The 14735-nt window shown below is 49.0% G+C and carries 12 protein-coding genes; 10 read left to right on the forward strand and 2 right to left on the reverse strand.

What is annotated here, in order from left to right; translation table 11 throughout:
* Positions 1 to 119: 119 nt before the first annotated feature.
* Genes BP71_RS36030 through cysC form a run of 8 tightly spaced genes read left to right on the forward strand, consistent with a single transcriptional unit; the run spans position 120 to position 8560 of the window.
* Positions 120 to 3212 (forward strand): SusC/RagA family TonB-linked outer membrane protein, encoded by a 3093-nt coding sequence (locus BP71_RS36030; RefSeq protein ID WP_496386526.1) that lies wholly within the window; start codon positions 120 to 122, stop codon positions 3210 to 3212.
* Positions 3213 to 3240: 28 nt separating this feature from the next.
* Complete coding sequence (locus BP71_RS36035) at positions 3241 to 4812, forward strand: RagB/SusD family nutrient uptake outer membrane protein (protein ID WP_496386527.1); 1572 nt, start codon at positions 3241 to 3243, stop codon at positions 4810 to 4812.
* 9 nt (positions 4813 to 4821) lie between these two features.
* Positions 4822 to 6234, forward strand: a complete 1413-nt coding sequence (locus tag BP71_RS36040; RefSeq protein ID WP_496386528.1) for an aryl-sulfate sulfotransferase — start codon at positions 4822 to 4824, stop codon at positions 6232 to 6234.
* Positions 6235 to 6245: 11 nt separating this feature from the next.
* Positions 6246 to 7211, forward strand: coding sequence for a glycoside hydrolase family 16 protein (locus BP71_RS36045; protein WP_496386529.1), 966 nt, complete (start codon positions 6246 to 6248; stop codon positions 7209 to 7211).
* A gap of 3 nt (positions 7212 to 7214) precedes the next feature.
* Positions 7215 to 7478, forward strand: coding sequence for a hypothetical protein (locus BP71_RS36050; RefSeq protein WP_496386530.1), 264 nt, complete (start codon positions 7215 to 7217; stop codon positions 7476 to 7478).
* Entirely contained in the window at positions 7411 to 7770 is a 360-nt protein-coding gene (locus tag BP71_RS36055; protein WP_496386563.1) for a 3'(2'),5'-bisphosphate nucleotidase CysQ family protein, read from the forward strand. The genes BP71_RS36050 and BP71_RS36055 overlap by 68 nt, the downstream gene beginning before the upstream one ends.
* Positions 7692 to 7973 carry an inositol monophosphatase family protein gene (locus BP71_RS36060; RefSeq protein WP_496386531.1) on the forward strand — a complete coding sequence of 94 codons (282 nt, stop codon included), beginning with the start codon at positions 7692 to 7694 and terminating at the stop codon, positions 7971 to 7973. The genes BP71_RS36055 and BP71_RS36060 overlap by 79 nt, the downstream gene beginning before the upstream one ends.
* A 32-nt stretch (positions 7974 to 8005) precedes the next feature.
* The gene (cysC, locus tag BP71_RS36065; RefSeq protein ID WP_496386532.1) at positions 8006 to 8560 is read left to right on the forward strand and encodes an adenylyl-sulfate kinase; all 555 of its coding nucleotides are present in this window, start codon (positions 8006 to 8008) and stop codon (positions 8558 to 8560) included.
* Positions 8561 to 8873: 313 nt separating this feature from the next.
* Here the strand turns inward: cysC and pruA are convergent, their stop codons facing one another.
* Positions 8874 to 10499 carry an L-glutamate gamma-semialdehyde dehydrogenase gene (gene pruA, locus BP71_RS36070; RefSeq protein ID WP_496386533.1) on the reverse strand — a complete coding sequence of 542 codons (1626 nt, stop codon included), beginning with the start codon at positions 10497 to 10499 and terminating at the stop codon, positions 8874 to 8876.
* Positions 10500 to 10725: 226 nt separating this feature from the next.
* On the opposite strand from pruA, the gene BP71_RS36075 reads away from it, so the two are divergent.
* On the forward strand, positions 10726 to 11928 hold the full coding sequence (locus BP71_RS36075) for a proline dehydrogenase family protein (protein ID WP_496386534.1): 1203 nt from the start codon (positions 10726 to 10728) through the stop codon (positions 11926 to 11928).
* A 275-nt stretch (positions 11929 to 12203) separates the two neighbouring features.
* Positions 12204 to 13085 carry an AraC family transcriptional regulator gene (locus tag BP71_RS36080; protein ID WP_496386535.1) on the forward strand — a complete coding sequence of 294 codons (882 nt, stop codon included), beginning with the start codon at positions 12204 to 12206 and terminating at the stop codon, positions 13083 to 13085.
* A gap of 62 nt (positions 13086 to 13147) precedes the next feature.
* Here the strand turns inward: BP71_RS36080 and BP71_RS36085 are convergent, their stop codons facing one another.
* Complete coding sequence (locus BP71_RS36085) at positions 13148 to 14692, reverse strand: amidohydrolase family protein (RefSeq protein ID WP_496386564.1); 1545 nt, start codon at positions 14690 to 14692, stop codon at positions 13148 to 13150.
* Between the last annotated feature and the right edge of the window lie 43 nt (positions 14693 to 14735).

Consider the following 14735-nt stretch of genomic DNA (forward strand, 5'->3'; position numbering starts at 1 on the left):
ACTATTGGAACAGCGATGAATTGCCCATCGGATACTTTTATCAAACCAATTCAGGTGCCACACCTCCACTCAATTCTGGGGCTTTTCCTAAACCCTTTAACCCATAATTCTACTAATAAATGAACTTACCATTTACGAGGAATTTTAAATGCTTTTTAATCGTCGCTGCGCTTTTGCCAGGTAGCCTGTCGCCGGTTTTTGCACGTGTGCCCGAAGGCCGGACGCTAAAAGCAGTTGAAAAAATCACCGTTACCGGCACCGTTACTTCCAAAGAAGGCGAGCTGTTACCGGGCGCGTCTATCCAGGAAAAGGATACGCAAAACGGAAGCAGCACCGATGCAGGCGGTAAATTTAGTTTGCTTGTTGAAGACAATGCAATCCTGGTCGTACGCATGATCGGTTACGTACCCTTAGAAGTGCCGGTCAGTGGAAAATCCAAAGTAGATATCACCCTCGAGGCCGACATTGCTTCGCTCGACGAAGTAATGGTTGTAGGATATGGAAGCAAAAATAAAAGCAATTTCACGGGTTCGGCGGTAACGCTCAATTCCGAAGATCTGAATAAAGCATCGCTATCGATGGCGAACCTGTTGCAGGGCCGGGCGGCTGGTGTGCAGGTAAGCCAGAACAACGGTACGCCCGGAGCGGCACTGTCAATCCGTATCCGTGGTACCAACTCTTTGAACGCCGATAGCGAGCCGCTTTATGTAATCGACGGCTTCCCGGTGAATGCCGCGGTGGGTTATACATTAAGTCCGGAAGATATTGCCTCGGTAACCATCCTGAAAGATGCGGCCTCAACCGCGATTTATGGTGCACGCGGTGCGAACGGGGTAATCCTGGTAACTACAAAAAACGGGATCAACAAGGAGAGCAGTATTTCGCTGCACAGCTATTTCGGGGTACAGAAAGTGGTCGATAAATTTGATCTCGTCGGCCCTTATGATCACGCATTGCGCCTCAACAGGCTGTCGGGATTAACCGGCGAGCTGGCACCTTACAGTCCATCCCGGCTGGATTCATTGCAACGGGGTATCCTTGGTACCGACTGGCAGGACGAGCTTTTCCGTACTGCAAACGTGCAGAACCACAGCATCAACTTCACTGGCGGTACCAATAAAACGTCCGTATTTTCCAGCTTCGACTACCTCAGCCAGGAGGGTATCATTGTGCATTCCAAATATCGCCGGGTCGGTGGCCGTGTGAATGTGGACCATAAAGTCAACGACAAATTCTCTGTTTCCACCCGTGTATTCGGGAATTATGGTATTCAAAACGACCTCCCGCTTGCACCATCGACGATTAATGGGTTTTTGAAACAGGTACTCCGTGCCAACCCGGCTTCCACATTTGACCCGAGCATGCCGCCGCAAAGGGACGCGCGTAACCCGCTACACTTTGTAGAGGCTGAAAACCGGGAAAATGTTTCCTTCCGGACAAACGGCTATTTCTCACTAAAATACGAAATCCTGAAAGGGCTGGTTTTGCAGGGGGACTTCGGTGCTGACCTTACGAGCGGAAAATACCGCTACTTCGCGCCATCAACGGTACCCAATGCAATCGCAACGAAAGGTTTAGCGACGATTACCGAAACCAGCGAGCGCGACCTGATCGTGAACCCGACAGCGACTTACAATTTTAAAGTTGGAGAACATGCATTGACTTTGCTCGCAGGTTATAACAGCCAAAATTATACGTACATGGAAAATGGCGTGACGGCGACCAATTTCAGCTCCGACGACCTGGGTTATGATAATTTGGGAACTGCGCAGAATTTCACCGCCTATTCAGGCAAGAATGTGATCAAGCGTAAAAGCTGGTTTGGTCGCGTTGATTATGATTTTAACAACAAATATCTCCTTACGGCCACTTATCGCGTAGATGGTTCGTCGGTTTTTGGAGAAAACAATAAGCTGGGCTATTTTCCTTCGGCAGCATTTGCATGGAAGTTCAGTGAAGAAGATTTTTTCAAAAACCTTGGCGTGATTTCTTCGGGTAAGGCACGGTTGAGCTATGGTATCACCGGTAACGACCGCATCAGCTCGGGTATTTCGCTTGCTACTTTTGCGGCCAATAATTCGACCCGCTATACTTTCGACGGCGTAACTTCGGTGAGCGGTATTGCAGTTACGCGGCTTTCAAACCCGGACCTGAAATGGGAAGAAACGGCAGCCTGGGATTTTGGTATTGATGTAGGTTTATTCAAAAACCGCGTGATCCTCGAAGCGGATTATTATAACAAACAAACCAACGATTTGCTCCTCGACCGCAGCATTGCGCCTTCAACCGGTTTTGAAACACGTTTCGGAAATACCGGTAAAGTGGAAAACAAAGGATTCGAGCTTGGCTTGCAAACTGTAAATATTGCGGGCAAAGATTTCAAATGGAACAGTACGATCTCTTATGCTTACAACAAAAACCGCGTGAAATCGCTGGGGGCCAACAACTCCGACATTTATGTAGGCAGCTTCAAACCAGACGGCGCCGCCAATTTCGAAACTCCGTTCATTATCCGGGTAGGTGAGCCGATCGGCGCCGTATATGCGTATGTATACGACGGCATTATTCAGGAAGGCGACCCTGTTCTCGAAACCACGCACCCCAATGCAGAAGTGGGTGATCCGAAATTTAAGGATCTGAACGGGGACGGCATTTTGAATGCAGACGACAGAATGGTACTGGGTACCGGCGTACCGAAGGTGAATTTGGGTTTTACCAACAACTTTACCTATAAAAACTTCACGCTCGATGTGGTATTGCAGGGACAAACCGGCGGCAAGCTTGTGAACGTACAGAAAGTGGATTTGCTGAACCCGCTCACACAAGGTAACGTGCTGAACGAGGTGCTCACTGATACCTGGTCACCCGAGAATCCGAACGGTACTATTCCGGCCCGCAGCTTTTACGGTAACACGCACGGTGGCTTCGTGAACTCGCGCTTCGTGGAAAGCTCTGACTTTTTGAGATTGAAAAACGTGACGCTGAATTACAGCCTTCCTTCATCGTTCCTGAAATCGATTGGTATCCACGCTTTTGATATATATATTAATGCACAGAACTTGCTGACGTTCACCAACTATTCGGGTGTAGATCCGGAGATTGGAAACCTGGTCGACAACTCGCAGCAGAACCGCAACGTGGCGCGGGGGATTGACTTCAATGCGTATCCCGTAAACCGGATGTTCCTGCTGGGGGGAAAAATTACTTTTTGATCAATCGAAATAAAATGTATTTACGACAATGAAAAATATATATCAAATAGGTGCTGTTACGCTGTTGCTGTGCCTTTCGGTGGTGATGTCGTGTGAGAACGGACTGAAAGAGGAAACGTTTTCTGTTTATGATGAAAACGTCCTGACCAAGCCCGAGCACGCCGAACAGGCGGTGCGCGGCGCCTATGCTGCATTGAAAGATAACGGAGGCTTCGGCTACTACGCCGGGCACTTGTACTGGCTTTATGAATACCCCGCCGATATCGTGACGACTACCCTGACCGCGCGTCAGGGGGGCCAGATCGATCAGCTGACGTATGATGCATCGAACTCGACGCTGAACGATGTGTGGATTAGTATTTTCAAATTAATCTCCCGCACCAACGAGGCCGAACACCTGATCGGCAATGTGGATTTTGTGGGCAATTCTTCAACAGATGCCCTGAAAAACCAGAACCTCGGTGAGGTGCGTTTTCTGCGTGCATTGGGCTATTATGATGCTACTGCGCTTTGGGGCGATGTGCCTTTGCTCCTGAAATCTTCCTCGGAATTTACCGAGGCGGATGAAAATCCCCAGCTTAGTTCTCAGGCCGCAATTGAAGATGCGATGATCGCCGACCTTACTTTTGCCGAGCAAAACCTGCCGCAATCGTACCCGCCGGCGGAAGTAGCCCGTGCAACCAGCGGTGCAGCCAAAGCATTGCTGACCCGCTTGTACATGCGTCGCGGCGAGTGGCAGAAGGCAGCAGATAAGGCTGCGGAAGTGATTGGAAAAAACTACGATTTGCGTACTACTGCGGAGGGCGGTCTGGCTTCTCTTTTTAACACAGCGAACCGATCTGACAATGAATTCATTTTTGTATTGAAATCTTCAAATGAAGCAGGTTCTTACGGGGTCAACAGCAATAGCATGGGGATCAATTCGGTGCCTTGGGACTACAACCGCGGCTGGGGCAACTTCCCGATCCATCTTGATTTTTATAAGGTTTTCGACAAAGCAGATGCGCGCAGAAACCTGCTGACGGGTATTTTCAGTACACTTTATGGCCAGGTAGTGAGCGTACCCAAAGAATATGGCGGCCTCGGTGGCGCTGCGCCGGATACCGTGGCGGCGACCTTTATCTACAACCTGAAATACCCGCACGTGAACAACTATAATTACGCGGGTTTCAATAATGTGACAATCCTGCGTTATGCTGACGTGCTGATGATGCGTGCGGAAGCATTGAATGAATTGAACGGGCCCAATGCAGAAAGCATCGAACTCGTGAACCAGATCCGCACCCGTTCGGGCCTGCCTGCCATCACGCTGGCGGCATATGATACCAAGACGCTCCTGCGCGATCTGATCTTCGATGAGCGTGCAAAGGAATTTTTTATGGAAGGAAGAAGACGCGACGACCTGATCCGCTGGGGCAAAAGCGCGACCAGCGGAGCGACGCCGCTCGCCAAATTCAAGGAGAAAGTAGTGCCGAGATTGCGTAATGCATCGACCTACTCGGAATCCGTGGACTACACAAAATTCCCTTATCCTCAAAACGAAATTCAAAGCAACACTTCGCTGGATGCTAGCATCAACGCGGGTAGGGTAAGACAGTAAAAAGCACGTATGTCGGGATTGAAAAAGTTGCTGGTTTTTGGGTTGCTGCTGGTGGCTGCGGCGAGCGTCCTTTGGCAGTTTGAAGGGATAAAAGATGCCGTTGCACCCATTCGGATTGATCACATCGGTCTGTCGCACGTGCCCGAAAACCGGTTGCGTTTCAAAGTGGAAGTGACCACAAACCGTGATAGCGACGCTTATTTGAAATATTGGGCGAAAAGAGGAGGCGATACCCTTTATTCGAAAGTCTCTGAAAATTCCCACAGGCACGAGCTCTGGATCGTCAATACAAAGGGGCATACCGACTACGCTTTTCAGGTTGTGGCTTCCACCGCTTCACAGAAAACGCATAGCAAGAACTACCCCCTGGAAACCAAGTCGATTTACCAGGCTACACCCTATTTTACCCTCGAACACCTCGATAGCAGCTTTGCCAGAGAAATAGAAGGGAGATACTTTCTGACCCAGATCCTGACAGAGCCGGGCTCAGCGGTGATCATCGACCACAAAGGCGAGATCGTTTGGTACGAACCCTTTCGAAAAGGTGTAAAAGTATCGCATTGGACACCGGAGAAAACGGTGATGTGCATTGTGGGAGCAGAAAAGGTGCCGTCGTCGGGCGGGGATGAAATTGTGGAGCTCGACCTGACTGGAAAGGTGCTCACCCATTTGCAAACGGGAAAGGGTGATATGGATAAAATGGTCCACCACGAAGTTCGTACCGACAAAGTCGGCAACATTTACGCGCTTACTTTTGACAAGAAAGTGTTCGATCTGAGCAGCGTCGGCGGCACGAGGCAGGATACGGTGAAGGGGGATGGTATCGTGATTTTTACCCGGCAGGGGAAAAAGATATGGGAATGGAGCATGCTCGATCATCTCGACCCGCTTTCGGACCCGAACATCATGAAAAGCAAAAAGGATTGGGTGCATGCCAATTCGCTTTTCAGAGAAGAAGACGGCAACTTTCTGATTTCTTTCCGCGACCTGAACCAGGTATGGAAAGTGGACTACAAAACGGGCGACGTTTTGTGGAAGCTTGGCGAAAAAGGAGATTTTACCCTCGCCGAAAACGAGCTTTTCAGCGCCCAGCACTATGCACACATCAACGCGCGAGGCGAGCTCATGACCCTCGATAACGGGGTGAAAAAGGGCATTACCCGCGCACTGTCCTTCAAACTGAATGTGTCGGGAAAAAAAGCGAAAAAAGAGCTGGATATCCCGCTCGCCAAAGAGTTTTACAGCACCGCCAAAGGCAATGCCCAACTCTTCGGCAACGACAAGGTGATTTACTGCATCACTGATCCCCGGGTATTCTTGGTAACCGACCTGAAAGGCAAGATCCTGTGGAAGATACAGGTAGGAGGGGACCCTTATCGGCTGGAGGAGGCGGAGGGGTTTGATTTTAAATTAGTGAATTAGTGAGTTTTTGTATGAAAAATAAACATCTGATTGTATTGACCCTTGCCTTGTTTGCGCTTGGGAGTTGTAAGTCGGACGGGCAGGGTACGCCGGAGCCGGAACCGAAGCCCGTTGAAGAAGAGCTCGACGGCGATCCTGATATTGGTGACCTGAGTGTACCTGGTACTTTTTACGACAAATTTGAAACTGAACTCGATCCTGCCAAATGGGGTAAAATGAACCGGATTTGGGGACAATCGGCCAATGTGGCTTACCAGCACGGCGGGGTTATTCCTGAAAATGTATATGTAAAGGCGGGCCACGCCGTGATGCGGGCGTTGGGCGACCAATATACCGGCACATTGCGCGGGCCACAGGGGCACGCCAAGCGGCTGGGCGGGGTTTTAACCTCGGTTCAGCGGTTTGCTTCCGGTCGTTACGAGTTTAAAATGCGGACTCTTCAGGCTCCTGATATGGGCGTGTTAGCGGCGGCATGGAGTTTCTGGTACAAGGAAATAACCCAGGCCACGGATGCGGCTGCCTGGCAAAAGGCGGTTGCGGCGGGCAATATCTCCACCAATGGAAGAATTACGCTTAACCACGAGATCGATATCGAGATAAAAGGCGCCAATCTTTCCAATCCGATCTATACCAATTGGATCGGAGAGAAGTCGGGCGAATATGAGAGCAAGAGTGTGCCTTACCCAACCGGACTGAATGATCAGAAATTTCATGTGTACCGCTGGGACTGGCATACCGGTGGCAATGGGCAGGAGGCGCGCGTGGAGTATTATATTGATAATCAACTCATGCGGACCAGCACGACGAAGGTCCCCTACATTGCTTGCCACATCAATATCGGTAACTGGTTTGCGTGGTGGGCAGGGAATGACAGCGGAACTTACAAAGCGCCCAATTTCGATTCCATGGAGATGTTTGTAGATTGGGTTAAATTCACGCCCTTTAACGAACCCAATGACGATTTCCTGGCGGATTAACGTATGAAAATTGATATAGAGAAAATAAATGCGATTGCCCTGGCGGCGGGAGAAGGTATCCTCAAAGTTTATAACGATCCCGAAGCGGATTTTGAGACAACCCTCAAAACCGATAATTCTCCGTTGACTGTCGCAGACGGCATTTCGCACCACATCATTTGTAAATGCACTAAAAGAAGCACATCCGAACATCCCGATCATATCAGAAGAAGGCAAGGATATTCCGTACGAAGAGCGGAAAGACTGGGAATACTTTTGGTGCGTTGACCCGCTCGATGGTATCAAGGAATTTATCAAAAGAAATGGGGAATTCACCGTCAATATTGCGCTTATTCACATTGATACGCCGGTTCTGGGAGTTATTTTTATTCCAGTCCAAAATGTGTTGTACTATGCCGGCGAAAGTTTCGGGAGCTGGAAAAAACCGGCGGAGCTGTTACGGCATTACAGGTTTGTAAACTGGACGATTATTGGATATCGGTGGGAAGCCGCTCTCACGCTTCGGAAGAAGATACCAGGGTGCTCGCTAATTACCCGGTCGTATCATCCATTTCAGTAGGGAGCTCACTGAAATTCTGCATGATAGCGGAAGGAAAGGCGCAGATATACTACCGCCACGGTCCTACCATGGAATGGGGCACCGCCGCTGGACAGGCTATTGCGCAATACAGCGGGGCAAAAGTAACGCAGCCCGGCGGCGAGCCGTTTTTATACAATAAGATTTCACTGCTGAACGGGAGTTTTTTATGTGTCGTGGAGTAGGGAAGCGCCGCCAGCATTGATAAACGCAGAAAATGAATATTGAAAGGAACATTTTAGGCCGAAAAGGAATGGTTGTCTGGCTATTGGGTTTGTCAGGGGCAGGGAAGAGTACGATTGCGATTTTACTGAAAGAGAGGCTGGCAGCCGACGGCGTTTTCTCTGCGGTGCTCGATGGGGATGAACTGCGTGCAGGGATCAACCAGGACCTTTCGTTTTCCACCGCCGATCGGACTGAAAACGTTCGACGGGCTGCCGAGATTGCCAAGGTTTTGGCCGGCAACCGTATTGTTACAATCTGTTCCTTTATCACGCCGCTGCAAGAGCACCGCGACCTTGCGCGCACTATCATAGGCGAAGGCTATTTTGAAGTTTTTATCAAGTGCCCCCTGGAAGTTTGCGAAAAGCGCGATGTTAAAGGACTTTACAAGAAGGCCAGGGCCGAAGGAATATCCAATTTTACAGGCGTAACCGCCGATTTCGAAGCGTCATTTAGTTCCGATCTGACGATTTTTACCGACGCCCAAACCCCGGAAGAAAGTAGCGATCTGTTGTATGTCAATGTGTTACAGCGTATGGGGCGAAGTTAAGACCAGCTCAACGCCCCGGGGACAGTGCAATCCAAGCGATCCTGGAAACCCGGTAAAGTATTTCACCAAGAAAATTTCTATACCATAAGGCTAATCGAGCTTTTAGGAACCCAAAGTGTCAAGCATTTTTATAAAGCAATAACTGGGATAACAAATGCTTATGTTTTGTCACTTAATTTCATCCGTTCGCTGTCCAGTGAAAGGGGAGTATTTCAACATTACAGCAAACAAAGGTCAGCCTTCTGACTTAAAACACATTTACAGCATTGACCATCAATCTGTAAATGTGTTTTTTGTTTGTGGGATGGTAGGATTAATCCTTTTGCAAGAACGGGTATTCATAAGTTTTCGGAGGGTCAAAAGTCTCCTTAATCGTTCTTGCAGAGACCCAGCGAAGCAGGTTCAAAATAGAGCCCGCTTTGTCATTGGTCCCCGAGCCCCTTGCCCCGCCGAAGGGCTGCTGGCCTACAACTGCGCCGGTAGGTTTGTCATTGATATAAAAATTGCCCGCCGCATGCCGGAGCCGCGCGGAAGCTTTCTCAATTGCTTCGCGGCTCGTGGAGATCACCGACCCGGTCAAAGCGTAAATCGAAGTCTCATTAATTATATCCAAGATCTTTTCGTAATCATCATACACGAAAACGGAGAGTACCGGGCCAAAAATCTCTTCTTGCATGGTCACATAGTTGGGATCGCTTACCTCCAAGACGGATGGATCGATAAAATAGCCTGCCGATTTGTCGTAGGTGCCTCCCGCGATAATCTGTACTTCGGGATCTTTCCTGGCCTGTTCAATGTACGCTACGATCCTGTCGAAGGCTTTCTCCGAAATGACTGCGTTGATGAAATTACCAAAATCCTCCACGCTACCGGTCCTGATTGTTTTGAGGTCACTCAATATCCGCCCTTTAACGGCCGGCCAAAGCGCCGTCGGAATATAGGCGCGTGAAGCGGCGGAACATTTCTGGCCCTGGTATTCAAATGCGCCGCGGATTAGGGCGGTGGCTACAACCCCGACGTCGGCGCTCTCGTGTACGAGTACAAAATCCTTTCCGCCGGTCTCACCTACGATCCGCGGATAGCTCTTGTATTTTTTGATATTTGCGCCAATGTGATTCCAAATAGTCTGAAAAACGCCGGTTGATCCTGTAAAATGAATTCCTGCAAAATCGGGATGGTCAAAGATCACTGCGCCCGCCTTCGGTCCGTCCGCATTGATGAGGTTGATCACCCCGCCGGGCAGCCCCGCTTGTCGAAAAACCTCCATGATCAACGCTGCTGAATACACCTGATTTTCGGAAGGTTTCCAAACCACCACATTCCCCATCATAGCCGCGGAAGCCGGCAGGTTACCAGCAATTGCAGTGAAATTGAACGGGGTAAGTGCATATACAAAACCTTCGAGTGAACGGTAGTCAGTCCGGTTCCAGACACCTTTTCCCGAAATTGGCTGCATTTCGTAGATCTCTGTCATGAATTTGACATTGAACCGCAAAAAGTCGATCAGTTCGCAGGCTGAATCAATTTCTGCCTGATAGGCGTTTTTGGATTGTCCCAGCATCGTTGACGCATTGATCTTATATCGGTAAGGACCTGCAATGAGGTCTGCGGCTTTTAGGAAAATAGCTGCGCGGCTTTCCCAGGGTGTAGCTTCCCAGGCCTCCCTTGCAGCCAATGCCGCTTCAATGGCGAGTGTTACGTGACTTTCGTCGCCTTCATGGTAATATCCAAGAATGTGCGCAGTCTCGTGCGGAGGACGTATCGCCACTTTTTGGTCTGTCTTGATCTCCTTATCTCCGATGTACAGTGGAATGTCTGCTTCCGTTGACTTTGCCGATTTGATTGCCTCAGTCAGTTTTGCCCTTTCAATGCTGCCGGGAGCATAATTGAGTACAGGTTCGTTTTGAAGTGCGGGAGCGCCGAAGAATCCGTTTGCCATATTTGTTGTTGTGCTGTTTGGTTTTTTGTTGAACAATGCGCCTGCTGAATAGTGGAATCGGGAAGATGCGCATTGAAATAGTTCTATAAAAATCAAAGGTAAAGCAGGCGCCCAAATCAGCTTTAATCGCAAATTATCCATCTCTAATCCGAAATTGGCATTGCAGAAAATCTGAAAATCTGTCGTTTATTTTTGAAGGAAAAAGCAGATGAACACGATGGGAAATATGTTTGAAGACTCAGAGCCTGGATTTGCTTACAAGTCCGACAATGAGTTACGAAAGGCTTTCTGGATGTTCAGGGCAATGGGTTTTAACCGGCTGGTGTTAGTAGGAACCGGGGCTATCCTGAATGCGATCAAATGGAAATTGCCGGTCAATGCATTATTGAAAAGCACGCTTTACAACCAGTTCGTAGGAGGTGAAACGCTGGAAAAAATAGGTCTGGTTGCCGACAAGCTCGCCGCCTACAAAGTAGATGTAATCCTCGACTACGGGGCTGAGGCAAAAACAGGTGAAGCCAACTTCGACCTTACAAAACGCGAATTCATCAAGGCAATCGGCTATGCTTCTTCACGGGGCAATGTTCCATTTGTAAGTTTGAAAGTTACCGCCCTGGCAAGCTTCGGACTGCTCGAAAAGCTCAATCCATGTTTCAGGGTGAATGTAACGGGCGTTTCACTGGATACAAACCTGCTGAGCGAAGCCGAACAAGTGGAATGGTTAAATACCACCGACCGGATCTTCCAGATCTGTGAAGTGGCCATGAACAAACAGGTAGGAGTGCTGATCGATGCGGAAGAATCCTGGATACAGAATACGATCGACTACGTTGCCATGCACGCCATGCAGAGGTACAATCAAAAACGCGTAACCGTGTTCAATACGATTCAGCTTTACAGGCACGACAGGCTGGCATTTCTTAAAACAAGTCACGCAGCAGCGGGCAGCCTCGGCTTCCGGCTTGGTGTGAAGCTCGTACGAGGCGCTTATATGGAGAAAGAAGCAGCCCGAGCTGCAAGCCGCAATGAACGCTCACCCATTCAGCCGGACAAAGCTGCAACTGACCGCGATTACAACGAAGCACTTGATTATTGTCTCGATTACCTGGACGAGATCTCCATGATCGTGGCGACGCACAATGAGTTCAGTAGCTTGCATCCAACAATAAGGCTTAGTGAGAAAAATCTGCCTGCCGATAATGGAAAAGTGTTCTTTTCACAGCTCTATGGCATGAGCGATAATATCACTTTTGGCCTGGCAAAAAAAGGGTATAGTACCAGTAAATACCTGCCCTACGGATCGGTTAGCGATGTTATTCCCTATCTATTGCGAAGGGCGCAGGAGAATAGCTCGGTCGCCGGACAAACCCGCAGAGAAGTGCAGCTATTGCGCCGCGAAATGAAGCGCCGCGGCCTGTTCACACTCTAGCGGCAGCCCAGAACGGCCCTGGATAATATTTAATAATTTTTCGCTAATACTAAACATATATTAATCTCCCGGTAGGTTCTTCGTAGAAAAATGATAATATTGATTAAGGTTGTAAACACACATCAATACCCTTAAATAAACAGATTCGCCGCACAGTTCTGTTTAAAGGCATCATGCCCGTTACAAATCAAAATTTTCATGAAATACTGATATTAAAATTTTAATATTCCTCGTACCTAAATTCTTAATGTTTGTAAGCCATTCAATGAAAGTTTATGAAAGTACTTCAATTTACTCCGCCTGTTCCCAAGGAAGACGCAGTAGTGGTAGAAGAAGACCTGCTGCCTCACTTTTACAATTTCCTTCACCGGCATAAGGAACTGCAGGTCACGCTTATTATCAAGGGTGAAGGTACATTGGTCGTCGGCAATTATTCACAAGCCTTCAAGTCGGGCGACGTATATGTAATTGCTGCCAATCAGCCGCACATTTTCAAATCCGACCCTTCCTTTTTTGCGGCAATGGAGAAAGACAGTGCCCATGCGATCCACATCTTTTTTGATCTGGAACGCATTCCTGAGGCTTTTTTTCAGCTAGCCGAATTCAGTTCCATTAAAAAGTTCATAGGCTCGTGTAACACCGGCTTACAGCTGCCGGAAGAGCATGCGGCGCAGGTTGCAGGAGTAATCAGGGCGCTTACCGGGCAGAGCAATTTGGAAAGGCTACTCTCGCTGTTTGAGTTGTTTCAATATTTTTCCATGCAGGTGAACAGCTGGAAATCAATGTCGACCGGCTTTTACGATTATCCCGTTTCCGAATCTGAGGGGAACAGAATGAATGACATTTTCCAGTATACATTGGAGAATTACGCAGAAAACATAACTTTGAACAAAATAGCGGCAATCGCGCATATCACGCCGCATGCATTCTGTAAGTATTTCAAGCAGCGTACACGTAAGACTTACAACAACTTCCTGAATGAAGTCAGGATCAATGAGGCTTGCAAGAAGATTATCAGTGGCAATTACGACGGCATTTCAACGATCGCCTATAAAACGGGATTTAACAGCGCAATTAATTTCAACCGTGTTTTTAAGAAAACAACCGGCATGTCGCCAAGTGACTATAAAAGGGAATTCCGAAGAAAATTCGCTTGACTAACGTATTGCGTATATCGGATAGCGGTAGGGTAAAAAGAGGTTGCTTACACAACCCCTTTTTACCTTCCTGGCTGAACGATCTTCATACCCGTTTTTGCCTTTTCATCGTCTACCATTTTCTTGACATCGGCCAACAGCTTTTTGGCGTCGTAAACAATGCCGTCTTTGATCGTGTAACGCACGCCTCCCACTCGTGTCACCTTGTTGTCGGGCATCAGCCTGATGGCGCCGGTACCATAAAGCGCCTGGAAGTTTTGAAGCGGATTTTCTTCTACCAACACAAAGTCCGCGAGCTTGCCTACCTCTACGCTCCCCAAGTCCTGATCGATCCCAAGCGATTCTGCGCCATTGAGCGTAGCTGCCTTGATAACTTCGAGCGGGTGAAAGCCGGCTTCACGGAGCAATTCAAGTTCGCGGATAAACGAGAATCCGAAAAGCTCATAGATAAAGCCCGAGTCTGTGCCGGTAGTAACCCTACCCCCGCGATTTTTATATTCGTTCAAAAACATCATCCATAAACGGTAGTTTTCTTTCCACTGAATTTCCTGCTCCGTTCCCCACGAATGCCAGTACGATCCGTGTGAATTCCAGCTGGGTTCATAAAATCGCCAGAGCTGAGGCATCGTGTACTCGTCGTGCCACTCCGCTCTTCTAGCCCGCATCAGGTCGCGGTTGGCTTCATAGATATTGAGGGTGGGGGATAGCGTAAAATTCAATGCGATCATCTCGTTCATTACCGAATTCCACTTTTCGGAAAATGGCGGGGCTGCCTGCTTCCAGAGCGTACCCGCTTCGCCAAAGCGGTCTTGTTCGTCGGTGTAGTTGTAGTCGAGCGAATAGTTCTGGACGGACCTGTCTGCAAAAAGTGCCTCGGGCAGTCCGTACCAGTGTTCCATGGAATTAAGGCCGGCGCGTGCGCTGTTCAATGCATTCCATCTGCCCACGTCGGTTTGCGAGTGGTGCATCATGGAGCGCAGTCCCAGCTTTTTGTTCTCTTCAATCGCCGCTTTCATAATTTCAGGGGCGGCACCGAAGAATTTGATACCGTCTGATCCCGCCTTTGCATTGGCCTGCACCCAGGCCCGGGCTTGCTCAGGCGTTGAGATGGGAGTTGTACTCCCCAGTCCGAAGCGGGAATAAGCCTTGATCCGCGGCGCTGTGATCAGATTTTTTGCACTCTTGTCTTTTTCTTCCAAAGTCCATTCCCGACCGTTCATGCTGCCCGGCTCGGCGATCGTAGTTACCCCGTGCGCCATCCAGAGTTTGAAAACATACTCCGCATGCGCGTTTTTACTGCCGCCCCCGATATGCGCGTGGGTATCAATAAACCCGGGCATCAGGTACATTCCCTCTGCCTGTAATTCTTTACCGCCTGGCTTCAATACGGGTCGTCGCTTGGCGTCAATCGGTTGCCCCACCACACCAACGGTCGTGATGCCCACAATCCTGTTTTTCTCGACTACAATATCGACGGGCCCCAGCGGAGGGGCGAGGGTACTGTTGATCAATGTGGCGCCGCGGACGATCAGCTGGCCGTGTGGTCCGTCGCCTTCCTTCACTTCCGGGGCTTTCATAGTAGCCTGTCCGAATGTATTCAATTGCATTGCAGCGGCAACGATTGCCAAACTCCATTTTGTTAAAAAACGC

The sequence above is a fragment of the Dyadobacter ginsengisoli DSM 21015 genome, from assembly GCF_059568735.1.

Excerpts from the sequence above, each read along its gene's own strand:
- BP71_RS36030 (WP_496386526.1), top strand. The coding sequence starts at position 120 with ATGAACTTACCATTTACGAGGAATTTTAAATGCTTTTTAATCGTCGCT.
- BP71_RS36035 (WP_496386527.1), top strand. The coding sequence starts at position 3,241 with ATGAAAAATATATATCAAATAGGTGCTGTTACGCTGTTGCTGTGCCTT.
- BP71_RS36040 (WP_496386528.1), top strand. The coding sequence starts at position 4,822 with ATGTCGGGATTGAAAAAGTTGCTGGTTTTTGGGTTGCTGCTGGTGGCT.
- BP71_RS36045 (WP_496386529.1), top strand. The coding sequence starts at position 6,246 with ATGAAAAATAAACATCTGATTGTATTGACCCTTGCCTTGTTTGCGCTT.
- BP71_RS36050 (WP_496386530.1), top strand. The coding sequence starts at position 7,215 with ATGAAAATTGATATAGAGAAAATAAATGCGATTGCCCTGGCGGCGGGA.
- cysC (WP_496386532.1), top strand. The coding sequence starts at position 8,006 with ATGAATATTGAAAGGAACATTTTAGGCCGAAAAGGAATGGTTGTCTGG.
- pruA (WP_496386533.1), bottom strand. The coding sequence starts at position 10,499 with ATGGCAAACGGATTCTTCGGCGCTCCCGCACTTCAAAACGAACCTGTA.
- BP71_RS36075 (WP_496386534.1), top strand. The coding sequence starts at position 10,726 with ATGTTTGAAGACTCAGAGCCTGGATTTGCTTACAAGTCCGACAATGAG.
- BP71_RS36080 (WP_496386535.1), top strand. The coding sequence starts at position 12,204 with ATGAAAGTACTTCAATTTACTCCGCCTGTTCCCAAGGAAGACGCAGTA.
- BP71_RS36085 (WP_496386564.1), bottom strand. The coding sequence starts at position 14,692 with ATGCAATTGAATACATTCGGACAGGCTACTATGAAAGCCCCGGAAGTG.